General features: G+C 67.6%; 22 protein-coding genes. 10 read left to right on the top strand and 12 right to left on the bottom strand.

Features of this window, described 5'->3' with window-relative positions; translation table 11 throughout:
* The first annotated feature begins 98 nt into the window (after window positions 1-98).
* The 4 genes from hemE (at window position 99) to ACZY08_RS16415 (ending at window position 4,076) form a co-directional block, all read left to right on the top strand.
* Entirely contained in the window at window positions 99-1,160 is a 1,062-nt protein-coding gene (gene hemE, locus ACZY08_RS16430) for a uroporphyrinogen decarboxylase (RefSeq protein ID WP_463745608.1), read from the top strand.
* Window positions 1,157-2,512, top strand: coding sequence for a protoporphyrinogen oxidase (locus ACZY08_RS16425; protein WP_463745609.1), 1,356 nt, complete (start codon window positions 1,157-1,159; stop codon window positions 2,510-2,512). The genes hemE and ACZY08_RS16425 overlap by 4 nt, the downstream gene beginning before the upstream one ends.
* Window positions 2,513-2,516: 4 nt before the next feature.
* Window positions 2,517-3,212, top strand: coding sequence for a hydrogen peroxide-dependent heme synthase (gene hemQ, locus ACZY08_RS16420; RefSeq protein ID WP_463745610.1), 696 nt, complete (start codon window positions 2,517-2,519; stop codon window positions 3,210-3,212).
* Between the two features lie 120 nt (window positions 3,213-3,332).
* The gene (locus ACZY08_RS16415; protein ID WP_463745611.1) at window positions 3,333-4,076 is read left to right on the top strand and encodes a class I SAM-dependent methyltransferase; all 744 of its coding nucleotides are present in this window, start codon (window positions 3,333-3,335) and stop codon (window positions 4,074-4,076) included.
* Window positions 4,077-4,085: 9 nt separating this feature from the next.
* Here the strand turns inward: ACZY08_RS16415 and msrB are convergent, their stop codons facing one another.
* Both msrB and ACZY08_RS16405 read right to left on the bottom strand, forming a co-directional pair.
* Window positions 4,086-4,502: a peptide-methionine (R)-S-oxide reductase MsrB gene (gene msrB, locus ACZY08_RS16410; RefSeq protein WP_463745612.1), complete on the bottom strand. Its 417-nt coding sequence runs from the start codon at window positions 4,500-4,502 to the stop codon at window positions 4,086-4,088.
* Window positions 4,503-4,573: 71 nt separating this feature from the next.
* Window positions 4,574-5,317 carry a helix-turn-helix transcriptional regulator gene (locus tag ACZY08_RS16405; protein ID WP_463745613.1) on the bottom strand — a complete coding sequence of 248 codons (744 nt, stop codon included), beginning with the start codon at window positions 5,315-5,317 and terminating at the stop codon, window positions 4,574-4,576.
* A 92-nt stretch (window positions 5,318-5,409) separates the two neighbouring features.
* Between ACZY08_RS16405 and ACZY08_RS16400 the strand changes: the two genes are divergently transcribed.
* Window positions 5,410-5,982, top strand: coding sequence for a class I SAM-dependent methyltransferase (locus ACZY08_RS16400; protein WP_463745614.1), 573 nt, complete (start codon window positions 5,410-5,412; stop codon window positions 5,980-5,982).
* On the opposite strand, the gene aftC is transcribed toward ACZY08_RS16400, so the two are convergent.
* The 3 genes from aftC to ACZY08_RS16385 form a co-directional block, all read right to left on the bottom strand.
* A complete protein-coding gene (gene aftC / locus ACZY08_RS16395) occupies window positions 5,974-7,266 on the bottom strand; it encodes an arabinofuranan 3-O-arabinosyltransferase (protein ID WP_463745974.1) in 1,293 nt (430 codons plus the stop codon). The genes ACZY08_RS16400 and aftC overlap by 9 nt on opposite strands.
* 33 nt (window positions 7,267-7,299) lie before the next feature.
* A complete protein-coding gene (locus ACZY08_RS16390) occupies window positions 7,300-8,877 on the bottom strand; it encodes an alpha/beta hydrolase (protein ID WP_463745615.1) in 1,578 nt (525 codons plus the stop codon).
* Window positions 8,878-8,964: 87 nt separating this feature from the next.
* On the bottom strand, window positions 8,965-9,735 hold the full coding sequence (locus ACZY08_RS16385; protein ID WP_463745616.1) for a pyrimidine reductase family protein: 771 nt from the start codon (window positions 9,733-9,735) through the stop codon (window positions 8,965-8,967).
* A 34-nt stretch (window positions 9,736-9,769) separates the two neighbouring features.
* Between ACZY08_RS16385 and zapE the strand changes: the two genes are divergently transcribed.
* Entirely contained in the window at window positions 9,770-10,807 is a 1,038-nt protein-coding gene (zapE, locus tag ACZY08_RS16380) for a cell division protein ZapE (RefSeq protein ID WP_463745617.1), read from the top strand.
* Here zapE and ACZY08_RS16375 read toward each other — a convergent pair.
* The 4 genes from ACZY08_RS16375 to ACZY08_RS16360 are packed head-to-tail and all read right to left on the bottom strand — an operon-like array spanning window position 10,804 to window position 13,157.
* A complete protein-coding gene (locus tag ACZY08_RS16375) occupies window positions 10,804-11,337 on the bottom strand; it encodes a GNAT family N-acetyltransferase (protein ID WP_463745618.1) in 534 nt (177 codons plus the stop codon). The two genes, zapE and ACZY08_RS16375, sit on opposite strands and share 4 nt — an antisense overlap.
* A gap of 28 nt (window positions 11,338-11,365) precedes the next feature.
* The gene (locus ACZY08_RS16370; RefSeq protein ID WP_463745619.1) at window positions 11,366-11,899 is read right to left on the bottom strand and encodes a hypothetical protein; all 534 of its coding nucleotides are present in this window, start codon (window positions 11,897-11,899) and stop codon (window positions 11,366-11,368) included.
* Window positions 11,900-11,945: 46 nt separating this feature from the next.
* Entirely contained in the window at window positions 11,946-12,371 is a 426-nt protein-coding gene (locus tag ACZY08_RS16365; protein WP_463745620.1) for a PPOX class F420-dependent oxidoreductase, read from the bottom strand.
* 39 nt (window positions 12,372-12,410) lie between these two features.
* Complete coding sequence (locus tag ACZY08_RS16360; protein ID WP_463745621.1) at window positions 12,411-13,157, bottom strand: Clp protease N-terminal domain-containing protein; 747 nt, start codon at window positions 13,155-13,157, stop codon at window positions 12,411-12,413.
* Window positions 13,158-13,323: 166 nt separating this feature from the next.
* Between ACZY08_RS16360 and ACZY08_RS16355 the strand changes: the two genes are divergently transcribed.
* Entirely contained in the window at window positions 13,324-14,667 is a 1,344-nt protein-coding gene (locus tag ACZY08_RS16355; RefSeq protein WP_463745975.1) for a sensor histidine kinase, read from the top strand.
* An 11-nt stretch (window positions 14,668-14,678) separates the two neighbouring features.
* Here ACZY08_RS16355 and ACZY08_RS16350 read toward each other — a convergent pair whose 3' ends face one another.
* Window positions 14,679-15,341 carry a FadR/GntR family transcriptional regulator gene (locus tag ACZY08_RS16350; RefSeq protein ID WP_463745622.1) on the bottom strand — a complete coding sequence of 221 codons (663 nt, stop codon included), beginning with the start codon at window positions 15,339-15,341 and terminating at the stop codon, window positions 14,679-14,681.
* Between the two features lie 47 nt (window positions 15,342-15,388).
* Between ACZY08_RS16350 and ACZY08_RS16345 the strand changes: the two genes are divergently transcribed.
* Window positions 15,389-16,642 carry a CynX/NimT family MFS transporter gene (locus tag ACZY08_RS16345; protein WP_463745623.1) on the top strand — a complete coding sequence of 418 codons (1,254 nt, stop codon included), beginning with the start codon at window positions 15,389-15,391 and terminating at the stop codon, window positions 16,640-16,642.
* A 67-nt stretch (window positions 16,643-16,709) separates the two neighbouring features.
* Window positions 16,710-17,843 carry a TDT family transporter gene (locus ACZY08_RS16340; protein ID WP_463745624.1) on the top strand — a complete coding sequence of 378 codons (1,134 nt, stop codon included), beginning with the start codon at window positions 16,710-16,712 and terminating at the stop codon, window positions 17,841-17,843.
* Between the two features lie 64 nt (window positions 17,844-17,907).
* Here ACZY08_RS16340 and ACZY08_RS16335 read toward each other — a convergent pair whose 3' ends face one another.
* Window positions 17,908-18,855: a LysR family transcriptional regulator gene (locus tag ACZY08_RS16335; protein WP_463745625.1), complete on the bottom strand. Its 948-nt coding sequence runs from the start codon at window positions 18,853-18,855 to the stop codon at window positions 17,908-17,910.
* Between the two features lie 269 nt (window positions 18,856-19,124).
* Between ACZY08_RS16335 and ACZY08_RS16330 the strand changes: the two genes are divergently transcribed.
* Window positions 19,125-20,183 (top strand): 3-deoxy-7-phosphoheptulonate synthase, encoded by a 1,059-nt coding sequence (locus ACZY08_RS16330; protein ID WP_463745626.1) that lies wholly within the window; start codon window positions 19,125-19,127, stop codon window positions 20,181-20,183.
* On the opposite strand, the gene ACZY08_RS16325 is transcribed toward ACZY08_RS16330, so the two are convergent.
* Window positions 20,180-20,989 carry a hypothetical protein gene (locus ACZY08_RS16325; protein WP_463745627.1) on the bottom strand — a complete coding sequence of 270 codons (810 nt, stop codon included), beginning with the start codon at window positions 20,987-20,989 and terminating at the stop codon, window positions 20,180-20,182. The two genes, ACZY08_RS16330 and ACZY08_RS16325, sit on opposite strands and share 4 nt — an antisense overlap.
* Window positions 20,990-20,998 lie beyond the last annotated feature (9 nt).

Raw genomic sequence — 20,998 nt, 5'->3', positions numbered from 1 at the left:
AGCTGATAAGGCGAGGACGGTTCGCAGGCGCGCCGGAGTGAGGCCGTCACGAACCGGCAACGGCCCGCGTCAGCGGGCTCGTGGCACCATAGGAGCCGATGAGTACCCGCCGGGAGCTGCCCGAATCCCCCTACCTTGCCGCCGCCAGTGGCCGCACCCCGCACCGTGTGCCGGTGTGGTTCATGCGGCAGGCCGGCCGATCGTTGCCGGAATACCGGGCGCTGCGTGCCCAGCACCGCATGTTGGAGGCCTGCTTCGACCCCGAACTGGTCTGCGAGATCACGCTGCAGCCGGTGCGCAGGCACGGCGTGGATGCCGCGATCCTGTTCTCCGACATCGTGGTGCCTTTGAAGGCCGCCGGGATCGGCCTCGACATCGTCCCGGACGTCGGCCCGGTGATCGAACAGCCGATCCGGACGACGGCTGATGTCGAAGGCATGAAGCCCCTTGATCCGGCACAGGTTTCGCCCGTCACCGAAGCGGTCTCGATGCTGGTGCGCGAGCTGGGCGAGGTGCCGCTGATCGGCTTCGCGGGCGCCCCGTTCACGCTGGCCTCTTACCTGGTCGAGGGGGGTCCGAGCCGTCACCACGAACGCACCAAGGCCATGATGCTGGGGGAGTCGGCCACCTGGCACGCCCTGATGTCCTCGCTGACCGATCTGACCATCGCCTTCCTGCAGGCCCAGGTCGACGCGGGGGTGGATGCCGTTCAGGTGTTCGACTCCTGGGCCGGGACGCTGTCGCTGGCCGACTACCGCACCTACGTGCTTCCGCACACCACCCGGGTGTTCGCCACCATGGCCGCGGCCGGCGTGCCGATGACGCACTTCGGCGTCGGCACCGCAGAACTGCTGGGGGCGATGTCGGAGGCGTTGGGTTCGGCACCGGCCACCATGGTCGGGGTGGACTGGCGCACGTCGCTGGTGGATGCCGCGGCGCGGGTCAAGCCGGGCACCGCCCTGCAGGGCAACCTGGATCCGGTGGTGTTGTTGGCGGGCTGGCCGGTGGCCGAGGCGGCGGTGCGTCGGGTGGTCGACGACGGGCAGGCCGCGGTGGCCGCGGGAGCTGCCGGTCACGTCTTCAACCTGGGCCACGGTGTGCTGCCGGCGACCGACCCCGGCATCATCACCGAGGCGGTGACCCTGGTGCACTCCCTGTGAGTGCTACCTATTGTGTTGTCGGCGGCGGGATTTCAGGTCTCGTCGCGGCGTATCGGTTGCGGCTCGCGGCCGGGCCCCGGGCGCAGATCACGCTGCTGGATCCGGCTGACCGGCTCGGCGGCGTGCTGCGCACCGAGAGGGTCGGCGGGCAGCCGTTCGATGTCGGCGCCGAGGCATTCATCGTGCGCAGGCCCGAGATGCTCGATCTGCTGGGTGAGCTGGGGCTGGCCGGGCGCCGGCTCAGTCCTACCGGCACCCGTCCGCTGATCTACAGCGGCGCGCGGCTCCATCAGTTGCCGCAAGGCACCGTGCAGGGCATTCCGGCGCAGGCGTCGTCGCTGCTCGGGCTCGTGGACGACGAGACCGTGGCGCGCATCCTCGACGAGCGGGCCCGGCCACTGAACTGGACCCCGGGCGCCGATCCGTCAGTCGCCGAGTTGGTCGGTGACCGATTCGGCCCGCAGGTGGTGACGCGGTCCGTCGACCCGCTGCTCACCGGTGTGTACGCCGGGTCATCGGCCACGATCGGGATGCGTTCGGCGGTGCCGTCGGTGGCTGCCGCGTTGGACCGCGGGGCCCGTAGCCTCACCGAGGCGGTGCGCGAGGCGCTGCCGCCGCCGTCCACCGCACCGGTGTTCGGCGCGGTCGACGGCGGCTACACCGTGCTGCTCGAGGAGTTGCGCCGCCGGGCCGATGTGCGGTGGGCCCAGGTCACCGCGGTGCGGGTGGATCGCCGCGGACCCGGCTGGTCGGTGCTCGACGACGAGGGGGCGAGCTGGTACGCCGACGGGGTTCTGCTGGCGGTCCAGGCGCCGCACCTGCCCTCGCTGATCGAGCACATCGCGCCGCAGACGGCCGCTGCGGCCCGCCGCATCCGGGTGGCGTCGGCGGCGGTAGTGGCCCTGGCGCTGCCGGGCGGGACACCGCTGCCGCAGCAATCCGGTGTGCTCGTGGCCGCGGGGGAGCGTCTCAACGCCAAGGCGATCACGATGTCCTCACGCAAGTGGGGCCGGCGCGGGAACGTCGAGATGGTGCGGCTGTCCTTCGGCCGTTACGGCGACGGTATGGCGGCCAACACCGGCGATGAGGATCTGCTGGCGTGGTCGGCGCGCGATCTGAACACGCTGTTCGGTGTCACCGTGGATCCGGTGGACAGCCATGTGCACCGCTGGATCGACGCGATGCCGCAGTACGGGCCGGGCCATGGTGAATTGGTCGCCGAACTGCGCGCCGGGTTGCCCCCGACGCTCGCGGTGGCCGGCGGTTATCTCGACGGGATCGGGGTGCCGGCATGTGTGGGCACCGCCACTCGGGCGGCCGCGAAAGTGGTGCGCGGCGGCGTGGCACGATAGGCGCATGGCCAAGCTCGACTACGACGAACTGAACTCCACCATCCGCTACCTGATGTTCTCGGTGTTCGCCGTGAACCCCGGGGAACTGGGCGAAGAACGCACCCAGGTGACCGACGAGGCGGCGTCGTTCTTCAAGACCCAGGAAGAGCGTGGTGTGGTCGTGCGCGGCGTGTACGACGTGGCCGGCCTGCGGGCCGACGCCGATTTCATGGTCTGGACCCACGCCGAGACCATCGAGGCGCTTCAGGCGACCTACTCGGACTTCCGGCGCACCACTGCGCTGGGCCGGATCAGCGACCCGGTGTGGAGCGGCGTGGCCCTGCACCGGCCGGCCGAGTTCAACAAGAGCCACGTGCCCGCGTTCATCGCCGGCGAGGACCCGGGCAACTACGTCTGCGTGTACCCGTTCGTGCGGTCCTACGAGTGGTACCTGCTGCCTGACGAGGAGCGCCGCCGCATGCTGTCCGAGCACGGCATGGCCGCCCGCGGCTACAAGGACGTACGGGCCAACACGGTGCCGGCCTTCGCGCTCGGCGACTACGAGTGGATCCTGGCCTTCGAAGCGCCCGAGCTGCACCGCATCGTCGACCTGATGCGTGACCTGCGGGCCACCGATGCCCGTCGCCACACCCGCGAGGAGACGCCGTTCTTCACCGGCCCGCGGGTCAGCGTCGAGGATCTGGTCGCCAAACTGCCGTAGCTTCTCCCTTGCGCGAGCAGACACAAAACTGTCCATTTCCCCGCGAAAATGGGCAGTTTTGTGTCTGCTCGGCATAGGAGTTGACCAGGGATTTCGGCTAGCGGGTCTACCCTCGCGGACATGACTGCTCCGCAAGAATCCGATCGCTTCGAAGAGATGTACCGCGACGAGCGGACGGCGCACGGACTGCCCGCCGCCACACCGTGGGACATCGGTGGGCCGCAGCCGGTCGTGCAGCAACTCGTCGCGCTGGGCGCCGTCAAGGGCGAAGTTCTCGATCCTGGCACCGGGCCCGGTCACCATGCCATCCACTACGCGTCAAAAGGCTTGTCGGCGACGGGTATCGACGCGTCCCCGGCCGCCATCGAGCGGGCTCGGCAGAACGCGCAGAACGCCGGGGTGACGGTGGACTTCCGGGTGGCCGATGCCACCAAGCTGGAGGGCCTGGAAGGGAAGTTCGACACTGTCGTCGACACCGCCTTCTATCACGTCTTCACCGATGAACCCGAGCTGCAGAACTCGTACGCGCGGGCATTGCACCGGGCCACCAAACCCGGTGCGCGGCTGTACATGTACGAGTTCGGTGAGCACACCGTCAACGGCTTCAAGATGCCGCGATCGATGACGGCCGACGATTTCCGCGGGGTGCTTCCCGATGCCGGTTGGGAGATCACCTATCTGGGCACGACCACTTACCAGGGCAACGTCAGCGTCGAGGTCTTCGAGATGATGGCGGCCCGCAATCCCGACATGGCCGACCAGATGACCCCGCTTCTGGAGCGGTTGCGGGTGATCGAGCCGTGGCTGGTCGACGGTCGGGTGCACATGCCGTTCTGGGAGGTGCACGCCACGCGCGCGGACTGAGGCCCGGCGTCATTCCGTCTTGGGCACCAGCTTCAGTGAGATGGAGTTGATGCAGTACCGCTGATCGGTCGGGGTGGGATAGCCCTCGCCCTCGAAAACATGCCCCAGGTGGCTGTGGCAGTTGGCGCAGAGCACCTCGACCCGGCGCATGCCCAGCGAGGTATCCGACCGCAGGATCACCGCCGCCGAATCGGCCGGGTCGAAGAACGACGGCCAGCCGCAGTGGGATTCGAACTTTTCGGTGCTGCGGAACAGCTCGGCGCCGCAGGCCCGGCACTCGTACACCCCTTCGGTCTTGGTGTCGGTGTACTCACCGACGCCAGGGCGCTCGGTGCCGGCCCGGCGCAGCACCGCGAACTCCTCGGGGGTGAGCTTTTCGCGCCACTCGTCGTCGGTCAGTTGCACCTTGGGGCCCTCGGTCGTCATATTCCCAAGCTACGTTCTGCCCGGTGGTCGGCGCCACTGGTCTCGCCCGCGGCGATCGGACAGATCGCCCTCTACGCCCACACCAGTTCTCGGCTGGCCTGGCTCGGTGCCATTCCGAACATCTCGTGACAGACCCGGTTGGCGTGCGCGCTGTCGGTGAACCCGGCCGCATGGGCTGCGTCGGTGAGCGATGCCCCGTCGCGCAGGGCTTCCACCGCGCAGCGTAGGCGCGCCCAGCGCACGTACGTCGGAAACGACTGTCCCACCTGTCCATTGAACAGCCGACCGAGCCGGCTCGGTGACAGTCCGACCTGTTGTGCGACGTCGGTGAGCCGGACCGGGTCCGGAAGCAGGCGCGGGATCAACTCGACCGCGGCGAGCACGCTGGCGTGCCAGACGTCTGCCGTCGGCCGGGCGTATCCGGTGGGCGGGGCGGCCATCAGCTCGTCGAGCAGCTGTTCGGGTGGCAACGGGCTTGTCCAGCAGGGAAGTTCGCGACCGGTCGCCACCCATTCGGCCACGTCGTCACTGTCGGGGGCGGTACGGCTGAAGACGCTCGGGTCGAGGAAGACCAGCATCCCCGATGTGGGGGTGAGGATCCGTATCGAATGCTCACGCCCGGATGGGATGACCGCAGCGGAGGTCACCTCCCGGCGTCCGTGCGCATCGGCCAGCTCGAACGGACCTGCCCACGCCCGCACCACCTGGGCGGCCGCGTGGTGATGTCGCTGCGCGTCGGACAACGTGCCGGTGTAACACAAGGCGCCCGCGACGACCGCCAATGCACCTGACCATGCGGCGCGGTCCTCGCTCATCACCTCAATCTCTCATACGACCGATCGGTACAAGCGTTGACGGCGACAACCGGTCAGGGTGGAGTATCAGCACATCGAGGACGGGAGCTCACATGCCGGCAATGTCACAGATCGAGCGCGCATTCTGCAAGACGGCGCTGTGGCGGGGCGGAACCGGGCAGGCCGTGCTCGGTAGCATCCCGGTCGATCGCCTGGGCCGTGATGTTCTCGAAATCGGTTCGGGCAGTGGCGATATCGCGGCCCGGCTGCGGCAGGCCAATCCGGAGCTGGCCATCACCGCTACAGACTTCGACCCGGCGATGGTGCGCACCGCGGCCCGCCGGCTGCAGGCGTTTCCAGGTGTGACCGTGCGTGGGGCCGATGCCACCGATCTGCCGTTCTCCGACGACTCGTTCGATTCGGTGCTCAGCTGCCTGATGCTGCACCACATCGTGGACTGGGAGAAGGCAATAGCCGAGATCGCCCGGGTGCTGCGGCCCGGCGGTGTGTTCACCGGCTATGACCTGACCCGCACGCCGGTGGCGACGGCGATCCATCGGCTCGACCGGTCGCCGTTCCGGCTGGTGAATCCCGATGAACTCGACGAGGTCTGCGCGCAGCACGGGCTGGCGATGCAGACCCGGACCCGGCTGGCGGGTCAGGTCATGCAGTTCACGTCAGACTGATTCGGCTTCCTTGGGACGGCTCAGCCACGGCGGGTCGATGCCCTCATCGAGCCTGCCGTCCTGCTTGGCGTCCAGGTAGCGGAAGTACAGCACGCAGAACACCACGACCAACAACAGTGACCAGCCGTAGGTGATCTTCATGTACTCCAGGAACCGGCCGGTGGTCGGCCAGCGCCACAACAGCCAGCGGTCCATCGTCATGAACCCATAGACCCCCAGCCAGGCCGGCCAGTTACGGATCACCGAGTTCGGCAGCACGACCGTCATCAGGAACGGGAACAGCATCATCGAGTAGTAGCCCTGGGCGAGCCCGAGCACCAGCCACCAGGCGATCAGCAGCACGCCCGATGAGGTAAGCATCCAGAACAGTTGGTCGCGCTCGCGGTAGTAGCGGTACAGCAGCCACAGGCTGACAACCGCAAGTACGGCCGCCGTCAGTCGCAGCACCAGGATCAGCCAGATCGGCAGGCCGTAGTAGACGCCGTTGCCCTGGATCGAGGAGTTGAAGTAATCACGGGTCTCGAAGATGTAGGGCACCGTGTTGCGCACGAAGCCCATCGGGTCAGCCGACAGTGGCCAGGCCACGGCGTTGAACACCAGGGGCACGCCGAACGCGGTGATCATGGTGCGCCACTGACGGTTGAGCAACGGCAACAGCAGCAGGGGCGCCAGTGACGGCTTCACCACCAGCGTCAGGCCGATCGCCGCCCCGGCCAGCAGTTCGTTGCGGGTGCCGCCCTTGAGCAGGAACCAGAAGAACAGCACCTCGCCTAGCAGGATGCAGCCGTTGATGTTGGTGAAAACCAGTGTGTTGGTGACCGATTCGGTGCAAAACATGGCCAGCAGCAGGGCCGGCAGCGCCACCGAGGTCAGGGAGAAATTGAACAGCCGTACCAGAAGGCAGGCGGCGATGATGACGGCCACCGTGTTGAACGCGACAAACCAGAAGCGCGACGCGAACTCCGGCAGGAACCCGAACGGAGACAGCAGCAGAGTGCCGCCGGGCGGGTACAGGTAGTGCGGATCGACGAAGTTGAAGTGCTCGTTGTAGATGGCCCAGTGCCGACGGAAATTCGAGACCGCGCGGTACACCGGACCGAAGTCATCGGTGATGTAACCGTTGGTGGCCAGCACGTAACTGCGGTGGATGATCGACATGATCGCGATCGGCCACAACACCGAGCGCAGCACCGAACCGGTGCTCGGCGCTGAGGTGCGGGGACGGAAGGAGTTCAGAAGACCGACTCTGACTGAATTGGTCGGGGGTTCTGCTTCGGCCACCAGCGAACCGTACACCGACGCCGATCGAGCCCGGCGTCAGGCAGGACAGTACGTGTCGGTCTCGGGCAGTTTGCCGCTGTCGAGGTAACTCGTCAGGGGCGGGAGCGCACACGCGGTGTAGATGCTGGCACCGTGGCCGATGCCCTGCCACATCACCCGCCGGTTGTTGGCGCCGGCGTTGATGATGGTCGCGGCAACGGCGGCGACGCCCTCATTGCCGACGATCGGATCGTTGTGTACGCCGAGCAGCAGCACCGGAATCTTGAGGTTCTGCGGGTCTTTCGGTGCGGTGCCGCTTGGCCAGTTGAGGCATTTGACGAGGTTCAGCGCACCGACCGTGCCGAACTGCGGGTAGAGCTTGCCCCAGGCGACCACCAGTTCGCGGACGCGGTCCGGGGTGGGCCGGTTGAGTGCGTCGCTGCACGAGTTGACGAATTGCCCGTCGGATTGGCGCAGGTTGTCGGCCTGGGTGATGAGGCCCGAGATCGGGCCGGCGTCACCGGCGCGCGCCGCGGCCAGGGCGCCCGCCAGGTTGTTGGTGGCCGCCACCCGGTCACCTTGTGGGAAACCCAGCCCCGTGGTGATCGCGTCGGCCAGGGTGGCCACCGAGGCCCCACCGGGGCCGCGGCCGGCCCGGGCTTCGGCCAGCAGTGCGTCGACGGCCCCCTTTGGATCCGGCGCCAGCGGGCAGTTGGTGGCCACGCACTGCGCGGCGAACGCGTCCAGTGCGGCCTGCTGACCCTTGACGCGTTGCTCGGCCGCGGCCTCGGCACCGATTGCCAACGGTAGCGGGGAGTCCAGGATCAGCCGGGACACTTTGTTGGGGTGCGAACCGGCGTAGGCAAGTGCCACCTGGGCACCGTTGCCGACGCCCAGCAGCGCGAGAGTGGGCACGTCCCAGGTGCTGCGCAGCCGTTCCAGATCTTCGGCGGTGTGCGAATTGTCGTAGGCCGAGTCGCCGGGGGCGATCGTGTCGGTGCAACTGGTGGTCGCGGTCATGGTGACCGCACCGAGGTTGGCCACCGCATCGTCGCCGGCCTGAAACTGTGTCTGGTCCAGCATTTCCTGACGGTCGTAGACGTCGCGGCAATCCACCGCGCCGGACATGCCGATGCCGCGCCGGTCCACCGCGACGATGGGATGCGATTTGAGGATGTCGGTTCCCGAGCGCGCCAGCCACGTCGGCAGCTGCACCGAAGTGGGGATATCGGATCCGGTGGTCATCACCAGCGGGCCGGCATCGGGCGGGGTCTGCGAGGAGCGCGCCCGCACCACGCCGATGCTGAGCGTGCCGGTGGCTCCGTTGATCGAGTCGAGGTCTGCATCGTAGGTCGCGCAGTCCAGCGTGATGTCAGGTAGCGGCTGGATGCCGGCGCCGTTGAACACCCGCGGGGTGCAGTCCCGCCACGACAGGTCGTTCTTGGGTGCTTCGATGCCTGGGGGCCCGGGTGGGGCTGCCGAGGTGGTCTCGGGCTGTCCCTGCGGGTGAGCGCCGGAGTTGGTGGCATAGCGCGGATCAGCGGCAAGCAGAGGTGAACATGCGGTGAGCAGTAGTGACAGGACGGGAGCGGCGACCGCCGACCTCCTCAGGGCTTTCACCAGCTGATGACGCATGCTGACCACAGTAGCGACAGTTGTGATGCTCCTCGCGCGAGCGTTCGTCGGTTTCGATGCTCCTCGCGCGAGCGCTCGTCGGCGCCTCTACGCGCGGACGTAGCGGGTGTACAGGTAGCCGTCGTCGTCGGTGAGCAGGTGTGCGGGCCGCATCCGGGTGTGCGCCTGGCCCGGACCCGTCGCGATGCGCCGGGCCACCCCGCCGACCATGATCGGTGCCACGGTCAGGCACAACTCGTCGAGTAGATCGCTTTCGATCAGCAGGCTCAGCAGCGACGGGCCGCCCTCGGTCAGCACCCGGAAGAGCTTGCGTTGGGCGAGGATTCGCAATGCCACGGCCGGGTCGACGCGGGTCGGGTCCGCTCCGGAGGCGTCGAGCACCTCGGCGACCGCGCCGAGTCGGCGGCGCGCGTCGGCGACGGTCTTTGTGGCGGTGAGGATCAGCGGTGGCGTCTCGGTGCGGGTGAAGAACTTGGCGTCGTGGTCGAACGCGGCTGAGGCGGTGACGACGGCGATCGGCGGCACTTCGCCCTGTCCGCGTCGTTGGCGTTCCTGCCGTTGTGCCACTGACAGCTGCACACCGGAGTAGTTCTCGATCCGCACCGTCGCCGCGCCCATCAGGATGACGTCGGCGGTCTGGCGCATGAGATTGAACACAGCCCGGTCGCCCGGCCCGCCCAGACCACCGGACTTACCGTCCTCGGTGGCGCCGCCGTCGAGGCTGCTGATCATGTTGCCTCGGACCCAACATCGTTGCAGGTCATCGGGGTAGGCGTAGTAGTCGGCCAGCTGTCCGTCGGCGATTTTGTCGACGTTTCCCAGCACGGTCAGGTCTGTCCCGGCGGTGTGATCGGACATGAACTGAATTGGAGCACGTCGTTACGCTGCCTGAATGCACGGGTCCAGCGGCGTCGCTCATCTCGCCGATCGTCATCCCACCGTCACGCCGGAGCGGTTGGTCGCACAGTTGATTCCGCCGCCGACGTTCGCCGACGTCAGCTACGACAGTTACCGCCCTGATCCGGCCGAACCGTCCCAGGCCGCGGCGGTGCAATCCTGCCGCAGTTTCTGTGAACAGGCCGCAGTTCGGCGGGCCGGAAAGAAGAAGCTGTTCGGCAAGCGTGAGGTGCTGCCCGGGGTTGGCCTGTACCTGGACGGTGGGTTCGGTGTCGGCAAGACCCACCTGCTGGCCTCCACGTATTACACGCTGTCGCAGGGCGATGCCCCGACCGCGTTCGCCACCTTCGGTGAGCTGACCCAGCTGGCCGGTGTGTTCGGTTACAACGAGTGCATCGACCTGCTCTCCGACTACTCGGTGGTGTGCATCGACGAGTTCGAGCTCGACGACCCGGGCAACACCACGTTGATCTCGCGGTTGCTCTCGGCGTTGGTGGAGCGCGGCGTGTCGATCGCGGCCACCTCGAACACACTGCCCGAGCAGCTGGGTGAGGGCCGGTTCGCCGCCCAGGACTTCTTGCGCGAGATCAACACGCTGGCCCAGATCTTCACCACCGTCCGGATCGAGGGCCCCGACTACCGGCATCGTGACCTGCCGCCGGCCCCCGAGCCGTTGTCCGACGAGGACGTGGCGCAGCGGGCCGATGGTGTCACCGGCGCGACCCTCGACGACTTCGACGTGCTGTGTGCGCATCTGGCAACCATGCATCCGTCGCGCTATCACGCGCTGATCGAGGGTGTCACCGAGGTCTTCATCACCGGGGTGCACCCGATCGAGGATCAGAGCGTGGCGCTGCGGTTGGTGGCGCTGACCGACCGGCTCTACGACGCGGGCATCCCGGTGCTGGCGTCAGGGACCAAGCTGGACACCATCTTCAGCCCGGAGATGATGGCCGGCGGTTTCCGGAAGAAGTACCTGCGGGCTACCTCGCGCCTGCTGGCGTTGACCGCCGCCGCGCAGAAGACGGCCTAGTTCGGCGGTGCGACCGGCCGCACCATCACGTAGTCGTTCTCCACACCGGTCCCGAGCCGGAAGGTCTTGGTGCCGCTGACGGTGAAACCGTTCTTGGCGTAGAAGCGCAGGGCACGCCGGTTCTCCTGGTTGACCCCCAGCCATACACAGCCGACGCCGGAATCGGCGGCGGTCTGCAGGATCTCGGCCATCAGGGCCCGGGCCGCACCGCCGCCGTGGCGATCGGGCAGCACGTAGAACTTGGACAGTTCGAGCGCGGGGCGTTGCCTCACCGCCCGCTGCACATCGGCGTCCTCGGGAACACCGTGAATCAGCATGGCGTAGCCGGTGATCGAGGTGTCGCGGGCCACCAGCACGATCCGGTTCGGATCGGTGAGGTAGTCGCCGAAGTGTTCCTCGGACAGGGTTTCAGCGATGAATGCGGCGATGTTGTCCGGTGTCACCGAGGGGGGACAGGCCAGTGGAAAAGTGGCGGCCGCGACCACGGCGAGTTCCGCGAGGTCGCTCGCCGTGGCACGCGCTATCTCCATGGGTCCTCGCGCGAGCGCTCGTCGGTTATCAGGGCAGGGGCGCGCCCGGCTGCCACAGATTCCACTGCGCCAGGTGTGCGCCGGTCTTGGTGTCGGTCAACACCACGTTGGTGACCAGTGCCCGATAGACGTCCCAGTAGACGTCGCCGTTGACGGTGGCACCAGGCGGTGCGTTGCGCAGTGCTGCTTCGAGTCGGTTGGGCGCATCGGTGTGTTTGGGCGCGTATGCGTCGGCGTAGGGCGTGACGCCGTTGAACGTGAACGCCAGCGCCATCGCGTACGGGTTGGGTGCCGCGACGGTGGTCACCGTGATCGGAGCCCGCCACGGGCCGCCCTGTGCGCGCCACCGCGGCGAACCGTTCCAGCCCCAGCCGGGCGGTACGTCGCTGGCGAGCACGTCGTGCACGGTGACGTCGGCGACGATGCCGTTGGCGGTCTCGACGCGCAGCGTGTCGCCGATGTTGCCGATCGGTGTGCTTTCGGCCGAGGCCGCCGTCGGGGTAACCAGGGCGGTGGCCGCCACCACCAAGGCCGTGAACATGAGCGCAAACCAGCGAGGCATGCCAGGCATGATCGCACAGACTGAAACGTGTTACAGCCGGATGGGCTCAGGACACCCAGGGACCGACGCCGCCGACCTTGTCGATCCGGATGCGGGTGAGCCAACCGGGCGGCGCGTCCTCGGGTGGGAACGGAACGCCGGGGGCGGCGAGGATCTGCGCCAGTCCCCTGAGGAGTTCCGGTGCGCCGCCCTCGACGACGCGGGCGGTGCCGGTGATCGACAGGTACGGGCGCATCGCCTCGCCCACCCGACCCGGATCGACGATCGTCAGGGCGACACGTGGGTCCCGACGGACGTTACGGACCTTTTTGTGTTCGGCCAGGTGCGCGGTGACGAGCTCGTCGCCGTCCGGGGTGGACTGCAGCGCCACCCAGACCAGGGTGACCTGCGGGCTGCCGTCAGGGTTCAGGGTCACGAGCGTGGCGTCGGCCCCTGCGCCGATGAAATCGCGTGCGGCGTCGTTGAGTAACACGTCAGGTTCTACGGTTGCGCCGGCGGTTTCATTCCCCGCTCAGTCCTCGGTGTTGTCCTGACTGCCGGTGGTGAACTGTGCCAGGGCCGCGGTCAGCTCGGTCTCGAACCGGTCGGGGTCGGCGCCGAGCCGGTGCAGTGGGCCGTCTTCGCCTTCGGCCTCGGCCAGGGCGAGCAGGATGTGCTCGGTGCCGATGTAGTTGTGGCCGAGTCGAAGTGCTTGGCGGAATGTCAGTTCCAGCGCCTTCTTGGCACCCGCATTGAACGGGATGAGAGCCGGGACAGTCCCCGCGGGCGGGGGGAGCGTGATGGCGGCCCGGGCGGTTTCGGCGGTGATGCCTTGGTTGGCAAGGAGTTTGGCGGCGAGTCCGTCGGGTTCGGCGAACAGTGCCAGCAGCAGGTGCTCGGGGGTGATCTCGGCGTTACCGGCTGCGTGTGCGGTGTTCTGGGAGACCACGACGACATTGCGGGCCCGCGGGGTGAATCGGCCGAATCCGGCGTTGGGGTCGAGTGTGGCCGGGTCGAAATCGGGAACCTTTGGCACGAACCGCTTCTGGGCTGCCTGTTTGGTGACGCCCATGGCTGTGCCGATGTCGGTCCAGGAGGCGCCCGAGCGTCGGGCCTGGTCGACGAAATGACCGATCAGGTGGTCGGCGATCTCGCCGAGGGCGTCGGCGGCGATCACGGCGTCGATCAACTGCTCGAGCGGTTCGGTATGAGCCTTCTTGATCGCACCGATGAGGTCGTCGAGGCGGACGGGGTTGGAGATGGTGACGGGTTTGCTCATGCGTCAACTGTAGGTTGACGACTGGCGATCGTCAACCGTGAGTTGACGATGATTTCGTCGGAGGCACGATGCTGGGGGCGCCGGCCCGCGCGGATCGGGCAAGATAGCGCCGGTGAATCTCGAAGATCGCGTGCTTGCGCTGCTGCGGCCCGTGCTGCGGCCGGTGATGCGCGTGCTGTCGTTGCGCACGATCGTCATCGTGGGCGCGTTGTCGGTGGTGGTCACCGTCATCACCCTCGGCACCTGGGTGTGGATCGGCGTCACCAACGACCAGTACAGCCAGCTGGACCGGCGTCTGGATTCACTGAGCAGTCTCGGTGATGTCAGCACGCTGCTGACCGCCACGAAGCAGGGGTCGGCGGACAAGGCCATGCCCGACGATGGCGGTCTGGTCCGCACCGCGCACATCGGCGGCGTGAGCGTCTCGGTACCCAGCGACATCGTCCTGCCGAAGCTGGAGAACGGTTACACCAACACCACCATCGACGGGGTCGAGTACCGCGTGCGGACGTTCACGGCGGGCCCGGCGACCATCGCCCTGGGGGCGCCGCTGGCCGAGACGCAGCGCCGGATCGATGAACTGCACCTGCGGGTGTTGCTGATCTGTGGCGGCGTGATCGGCAGCACCATCGTGGTCGGTTGGATGATCTCGTTGGTGATGATCACGCCGTTCCGCCTGCTGGCTCAACAGGCCCGCGCCATCAATGCCCAGTCCAAACCGGACGAGGTGCAGGTGCGCGGTGTGCGTGAGGCGGTGGAGATCGCCGAGGCGGTCGAGGGCATGCTCGCGCGCATCGGCAACGAGCAGGAGCGCACCAAGGCCGCACTCGAATCGGCTCGCGATTTCGCCGCAGTGGCTTCCCACGAGCTGCGGACCCCGCTCACCGCGATGCGCACCAACCTGGAAGTGCTTTCGACCCTGGACATGACCGACGACCAGCGCCAGGAGGTGATCGGGGACGTCATGCGCACGCAGAGCCGCATCGAAGGCACCCTGACCGCCCTGGAGCGGCTGGCTCAGGGGGAGTTGACCACGGTCGAGGATTTCGTGCCGATGGATGTCACCGAGTTGCTCGACCGCGCGGCGCACGACGCTCTGCGGACCTATCCGGGCTTGCGGACCACGCTGATGCCCTCGCCGACGGTGCTGATGCTGGGTATGCCCGCGGGTCTGCGGTTGGTGATCGACAACGCCATCGCCAACGCCGTCAAGCACGGTGGGGCCACCGAAATCCGACTCAGCGCAGTCAGTTCGGCCGATGATGTGCAGATCGTGGTGGACGACAACGGGTCCGGGGTGCCCGAGGCTGAGCGGGCCGAGGTGTTCGAGCGGTTCGCCCGCGGATCGACGGCATCGCGCTCGGGATCCGGACTGGGCCTGGCGCTGGTCGCTCAACAAGCCGAATTGCACGGGGGCACAGCTGCTTTGACCGAGAGCCCGCTGGGGGGTGCGCGGTTGTTGCTCCAGCTGCCGTTGACCCGGGCGCGGGTGGAGGATGCGCCCTTCTGAGTCAGGGGTGCTCAGCGGCCCTGAGCCGGAGCCCGTTCCAGGAGTTCATCGAGGAACCCTGCGGCCTCCCGCCCGGCACGGTCGACATCGCCGTCGGCGATCGCTTCGACCAGATCGTCATGCGGGAACATCCCGCCGGGGCCCGCGCTTGCCGTCGCGACGCTGGCGGTGATCGCCTCCAGGAGTCCGCGGTAGATCTCGATGAGTACCGGATTGTGCGACGCGCGCACGACGGCCAGGTGGAATTCGGTGTCGGAGTGGGTGAATCGTGCGTGGTCAGTGGTGTCGGTGTGGGCCAGGTGGGCACGCAGCTCGGTCAGGTCCTCTTCGGTGCGGGCGACGGCGGCCAGTCGGGCCCCCTCCACCTCGAGGCAGCGTCGGACCTGAAGCACGTCGCGCAGTTCGGATCCGCACAGTCGGCGCAAGGCCGCGGATACCTCGCTGGTGGCGCGCACGTAGGTGCCGTCGCCCTGTCGTACTTCGAAGATGCCGTTGTGGGCCAGGGCTCGGACCGCCTCGCGCACCGTGTTGCGGCCGACGCCGAGGGCTTCGACCAGTTCGGACTCGGTGGGGATGCGGCTGTCGACCGGCCATTCGCCCGAGGTGACCAGGGTGCGCAGTTGCTCGATCACCTGGTCGACCAGGCCCGTGCGTCGCGTTGTGGCGAGCGGCACTCTAAAATCCTTTCATCCAATCATAGGATGTATGGCATCATAACCGGGTGAGTAGGACCCTGCGCAACAAAACCCCGAACAGTTACGAGCATGATCTGGAGCTCGAGCTCGACGGTGCCGTAGAGGTCCGCCCCGCCCAGATGGCGGCGGGCGGTGCGCTGCTGGTCGTTGCGGTGGTCCTGACTGCGCTGAACCTGCGCCCGGCGATCACCAGCATCGGACCGGTTCTCGGCGAGATGCGTGAGTCGCTCGGCGCCTCGGCCGTCTGGGCCGGCGTGCTGACCACGCTGCCCGGGCTGTGCTTCGCCGCCGCGGGCCTGACCGCGCCGTGGCTGGCACGGCGGATCGGATTGGGCCGGGCGATCTCGGTTGCCCTGGTAATCCTGAGCATCGGCCTCGTCGTCCGCGTGTTGGACGGACCGTACGTGGTGATCGGCGGAACGCTGGTGGCCACCGGCGGTATCGCGCTGGTCAATGTCCTGATCCCGGTCGTGATCAAGGGTTCGTTCCCGGCCCAGATCGGTCTGATGACCGGTGTCTACACCGCGGCACTGCAGGGCGGTGGAGCGCTGGGTTCAGCGGTCACCCCGCCGCTGGAGCCGCTGCTCGGCGGCTGGCGGGGGGCGTTGGGCTCCTGGGCCCTGGTCGCCATTCTTGCGCTGCTGTTCTGGCTGATCGGCGCGCGGGGAATCAGCACGGCCCGCACCGAAGCGGCCGCGGCGGGGACGGCCGGTCGCTCACTGCTGCGCAGTCCGTTGGCGTGGACCATCACGTTGTTCTTCGGCTGCCAGTCGTTCCTGGCCTACATCATCATGGGCTGGCTGCCCGAGGTGTTCATCGACAGCGGGGTCGCGAAAACCGACGCCGGCCTGCTGCTCGGGTTGGTGTCCATCCTGGCCGTGCCGATCAGCCTGATCGTTCCGCCGCTGGCGGCCAAGCAGAAGAACCAGAGTGGCTGGATCGTGGGGCTCGGTGTGGTCGGCATGATCGGCATGATCGGTCTGCTCGTCGATCCCGGCGCGGCGCCGCTGCTGTGGAGCTTCTTCGTGGGCATCGGGATGAGCGTGTTCTCGTTGGCGCTCACGGTGATTGCTCTGCGCGCGCGCAACGCCGAGGACACCGCGCGGCTGTCCGGGATGGCGCAGGGCTTCGGCTATCTGCTGGCGGGCGTGGGTCCGTTCTCGTTCGGGTTGCTTCACGATATGACCGCCGGCTGGACGGCGCCGTTTGCCATGGTGCTCGTCATCTACCTGGTGCAAATGGTGGCGGGTGCGCTGGCCGGCCGGAACCGATACGTGTGAGTCACAAGCTCGATTTGTGACGCCACAACGTTGTGGTGCCTACCGGTGATCGGTCGCAGCCACCAGCATGGGTGAGGTGACCACCTACATCGCGCCGAGGCCGTTCCACACCGCCCTGCTGGCCGAACTGGACAGCGCCGGTTCGGCCTTCCGTCACATCACGCCGAACTGGTTCGCGTCGGTCATGGGCACCGGAATCGTTGCGACGGCCGCGGCCACGCTGCCGCTGCGCCTGCCGGGACTGCACGAATTCGCCACTGCGGTATGGATTCTCGCCGCTATCGTGCTGGTGATCCTGACCGTGGCGTTTGCCACGCACTGGATCCGGCACCGGGAACAGGCGAAAGCCTATGCCGCCCACGAGGTGGTGGGGCAGTTCTACGGCGCGCCGGCCATGGCGCTGCTGACCGTCGGAGCGGGCGCGCTGCTGTTCGGGCCGGGCATCATCGGCCCGTCCGCGGCGCTGGCCCTCGACGTGGCGCTGTGGATCGCCGGCACGGTGCTGGGATTGGTTGTCAGCCTGTGGCTTCCGTTCGCGATGATCACCCGTGAAGATCACACCGATGTGGAGGCGGTGCCGGCCTGGATGATGCCGGTGGTCTCGCCCATGGTCTCGGCCTCCACCGGTGCCCTGCTCCTGTCGCACCTCGGGCCCGGGCAGGCGGGGATCACCTTGCTGGTGGCCTGTTACGGGATGTTCGGGTTGAGCCTACTGGCCGGCCTGATCACCACCACCATGGTGTACTCGCGGCTCATGCACGGCGGCTTCAGCCAGGTGCAGGCGATTCCCACGGTGTGGATCGTGCTCGGCGTTGTCGGCCAGTCGATCACCGCGGCCAATCTGCTGGCGTCCCATGCCGGGTCGGTGCTCACCGATGCGGCCACGGTGTCCGCGCTGCACGCCTTCGGCGTCGTGTACGGCCTGGTGATGGGTGGCTTCGGTGCGTTCGTGTTCTGCCTCGCGACGGCACTCACGGTGCACGGTGCGCGCCGTGGACTGTCATTCAGCCTGACCTGGTGGAGCTTCACCTTCCCGGTCGGAACCTGCGTCACGGGTGCGTCTGCTCTGGGTGCGGCCACCGGTGCGGTCGTGATCTCCTGGCTCGCCGTCGTGCTGTACGTGGTGCTGCTGGGCGCCTGGGGAACCGTTGCCACCAACACATTGCGTGGTGTGCGGTCGGGCCGGCTCCTGCGCGGCTGACCGTTCACAGCTGCGTCGAGTGTGACGCAGATGTCGTAAATCGTTCCGGGATCGAACCTTTGCGTCACTCTCGGCGGTACTGATGCGACGCGATGTGGCTGAGCAGATCTCGCACCGCACCAGCCGGCGGAGTGCGGCCTCCCGACCAGATGGCGCGCAACTCGCGGCGCAGGTCCAGCCCGGCCACGGGCACCTCACGTAGCCGGCCCAGGATGAGATCGTCCTCGACGGCCAGCCGGCTCATCACCGCCGGCCCGGCGCCGGCCAGCACCGCGGCGCGCATCGCGGTTGCCGAGGACAATTCGATCGCGGGGTCGGCCTGGCTACTCGACGGTCCCAGTGCGGCGCGCAGCGCAGAACTGAGGGCATCCCTTGTTCCCGAACCGGTTTCGCGCGATACCAGCGGGGTTTCGTTGAGCTCGTCGGGGCTGACCGGCGCCGATCGGCGCGCCCACTTGTGATCCGGGGGCACGACGGTGACCAGCTCGTCATGGGCGATCACCCGGCTGTGCAGTCCGGTTGGTGCGCCGGGTGATTCGATGAATCCGAGGTCGGCCGACCCGACTTGTACGGAAGCGATCACCTGATCGCTGTTGGCCGCGGTGAGGATGACCTCGGGTGTGCGCGCGCCGCGGCGTGCCGCATCGGCCTGCAGCGATACCAGCCAGCGTGGCATGAGTTGTTCGGCGATGGTGAGGCTGGCCGCGACGGTGACGCGACCGTGGCTCTCGGTGCGCAGCGAGGCCAGCCCGGCATCCACCCGCCCTGCGACGTCGAGCAATTGGTCGGCCCACTCGGCGACCACCGCGCCGGCCGCGGTGAGTTGGGATCCACGCGGGCTGCGCTGTACCAGCCGCACCCCGGTCTGCGATTCGATCGACGCCAGCCGCGCGGATACCGCCTGCTGGGTGAGACCCAGCTCACGTCCGGCGGCTCCGAGGCTGCCGGCACGCGCGATTGCCAGCAGCACTTCGAACGCTGCCAGCTCGGGCATCCGGGGGCTGAGCGGCATGCCCAGGATCGTAGGGCGTGGTCACAATTCGCGGTTGTGAACGCACCGGTTGTGGCGCGGCGCGGGACGTGGTGTAGCCTGGCCGACGTGACTATCGGTGTGTGTGCCAGCTATTGGCGCTTTATCGAGGCTCCGGGCGGAGCCGATAAAGCGCAGCACTAAGCACGCATCCACCCGGAGCCCAGGCAGTGACCATCGGTCGCTGCCTTTCGTCGTTACAGGGCGCCGGAACCTTTGCCAGGTGCCCACCACCAGGAAGGCACCTGAAGATGAACTTGGCGCAGATCGCCAAAGCCCCCGCCACATCCGACCGTCGGGTCCGCAGTTTCAGCGCGATACCCAGCCCGCACGATGTGTTGACCGAATTCCCGCTGGGGGAGCGCCGTGCGGAGCGGGTGGCCCGCGACCGCGATGAGATCGCTGACATCCTGGCCGGTCGTGACGACCGCCTGCTGGTCGTCGTCGGCCCGTGTTCGGTACACGACCCGGCGGCCGCGCTGGAGTACGCCAGCCGCCTGGTGAAGGTGGCCGATGAGCTCAAAGACCGGCTCAAGATCGTGATGCGGGTGTACTTCGAGAAGCCGCGCACCACCATCGGCTGGAAGGGCCTGATCAACGATCCGGGAATGGACGGCACCTTCGATGTGGCCCGCGGGCTGCGTATCGCCCGTCAACTGCTGCTCGACATCATCGACATCGGCCTGCCCGTCGGGTGCGAGTTCCTGGAACCGACCAGCCCGCAGTACATTGCCGATGCCGTGGCGTGGGGGGCCATCGGGGCCCGGACCACCGAGTCTCAGGTGCACCGCCAGTTGGCATCGGGCCTGTCGATGCCGGTCGGGTTCAAGAACGGTACCGACGGCAACATCCAGGTCGCGGTCGACGGGGTGAAAGCCGCTGCCGCCGAGCATGTTTTCTTCGGCATGGATGATCTGGGCCGTGGCGCTGTGGTGAGCACCGAAGGCAACGAGGACTGCCACGTCATCCTGCGCGGTGGAACCGACGGACCCAACTACGGGGCCGACGCAGTGGCCGAGGCCGCCGCCAAGCTGACCGGCGCCGGGCTGCCCGGTCGGGTTGTGATCGATTGCAGCCATGCCAATTCCGGTAAGGATCATGTCCGCCAGGCATCGGTGGCCGCGGAAGTGGCCCAGCTGGTGCGCGACGGGCTGCCGATCAGTGGTGTGATGCTGGAGAGCTTCCTGGTCGCCGGTGCGCAGTCGCCCGAGGCCCGGCCGCTCACCTACGGCCAGTCGGTCACCGACAAGTGCATGGATTGGGACGCAACCGACCTGGTGCTGCGAGAGCTGGCCAAGCGCGAGGGCTAATTCCCGGTCGGCTTGCGGTACCGGCCGCTGGGATCACGGTCGAAGTGGGGCGGATCAGTGGGGTCGAGTTCGATGAGGACGTCGTCGCCGGTGTCGTGCGGCGCACCGAAGACGACGAGGCGTGACCCCGCCAGCGGAACGCGAGCGTGATTGGCGACCATGTTCGCGATCACCGTCCGCCGTCCGGTCGAACCCTCGAATGCGACGGTGACGGTGAATTCGGGCTCGTCGCCGGTCCAGCGGTTCAGGAATTTCACGTTGCGCAGTACACCCGGCGAACGCACACCGTGCCGGCGCAGCGCCGCCAACCGGTCCTGGCGGCGACGGGTGTACCGGACGCCCCGCCACGCCGCGATTGTGGCGATCGCCGCGCCGGCCGAGCACACCACGCTGACCACCGCCAGCACCCCGCCGGTGAAATCTCTGAACCAGATCGCGGCGCCGAGCAACCCGACTGCGGCACCGGACAAGGCTGGTATCCATGCGATCCAATTGCCGGTCCTGCGTTGCCCAAACGTATCGCGGGCCTCGTCGGCGACGATGCTCGCGAGGATGGCGGGGAGAAACGAACCGACGATCGAGGCGACGCCCACCCACGTCGACGGATTGTGAGTCTGCATGCTGTGAAACCAGAAAGCCGCTCCGACGGCGACCGGAATCCACAGGATGAAGGTGAGCACGGCGAAGAATCGCAGTGTCTCCGACGGTTTGGTGATCGGCACCGTGATGCGACCGTGCTTCTCGATGGCGGAGAAGTGTGGGAGCGTGCTCTCCCACGTGGAGGACTGGGTGATGTCACTGGTCACGTGGTGCTC

Source organism: Mycobacterium sp. IDUB_9, from assembly GCF_055419505.1.
Note: the sequence above shows the minus strand (reverse complement) of the source record. Positions and strands in the feature narration are given on the sequence as shown.

Bases quoted from the DNA above. Each gene is read 5' to 3' on its own strand.
- hemE (WP_463745608.1), top strand. From the start codon at position 99: ATGAGTACCCGCCGGGAGCTGCCCGAATCCCCCTACCTTGCCGCCGCC.
- hemQ (WP_463745610.1), top strand. From the start codon at position 2,517: ATGGCCAAGCTCGACTACGACGAACTGAACTCCACCATCCGCTACCTG.
- ACZY08_RS16415 (WP_463745611.1), top strand. From the start codon at position 3,333: ATGACTGCTCCGCAAGAATCCGATCGCTTCGAAGAGATGTACCGCGAC.
- msrB (WP_463745612.1), bottom strand. From the start codon at position 4,502: ATGACGACCGAGGGCCCCAAGGTGCAACTGACCGACGACGAGTGGCGC.
- ACZY08_RS16405 (WP_463745613.1), bottom strand. From the start codon at position 5,317: ATGAGCGAGGACCGCGCCGCATGGTCAGGTGCATTGGCGGTCGTCGCG.
- ACZY08_RS16400 (WP_463745614.1), top strand. From the start codon at position 5,410: ATGCCGGCAATGTCACAGATCGAGCGCGCATTCTGCAAGACGGCGCTG.
- ACZY08_RS16390 (WP_463745615.1), bottom strand. From the start codon at position 8,877: ATGCGTCATCAGCTGGTGAAAGCCCTGAGGAGGTCGGCGGTCGCCGCT.
- ACZY08_RS16385 (WP_463745616.1), bottom strand. From the start codon at position 9,735: ATGTCCGATCACACCGCCGGGACAGACCTGACCGTGCTGGGAAACGTC.
- zapE (WP_463745617.1), top strand. From the start codon at position 9,770: ATGCACGGGTCCAGCGGCGTCGCTCATCTCGCCGATCGTCATCCCACC.
- ACZY08_RS16375 (WP_463745618.1), bottom strand. From the start codon at position 11,337: ATGGAGATAGCGCGTGCCACGGCGAGCGACCTCGCGGAACTCGCCGTG.
- ACZY08_RS16370 (WP_463745619.1), bottom strand. From the start codon at position 11,899: ATGCCTCGCTGGTTTGCGCTCATGTTCACGGCCTTGGTGGTGGCGGCC.
- ACZY08_RS16360 (WP_463745621.1), bottom strand. From the start codon at position 13,157: ATGAGCAAACCCGTCACCATCTCCAACCCCGTCCGCCTCGACGACCTC.
- ACZY08_RS16355 (WP_463745975.1), top strand. From the start codon at position 13,324: ATGCGCGTGCTGTCGTTGCGCACGATCGTCATCGTGGGCGCGTTGTCG.
- ACZY08_RS16340 (WP_463745624.1), top strand. From the start codon at position 16,710: ATGGGTGAGGTGACCACCTACATCGCGCCGAGGCCGTTCCACACCGCC.
- ACZY08_RS16335 (WP_463745625.1), bottom strand. From the start codon at position 18,855: ATGCCGCTCAGCCCCCGGATGCCCGAGCTGGCAGCGTTCGAAGTGCTG.
- ACZY08_RS16330 (WP_463745626.1), top strand. From the start codon at position 19,125: ATGAACTTGGCGCAGATCGCCAAAGCCCCCGCCACATCCGACCGTCGG.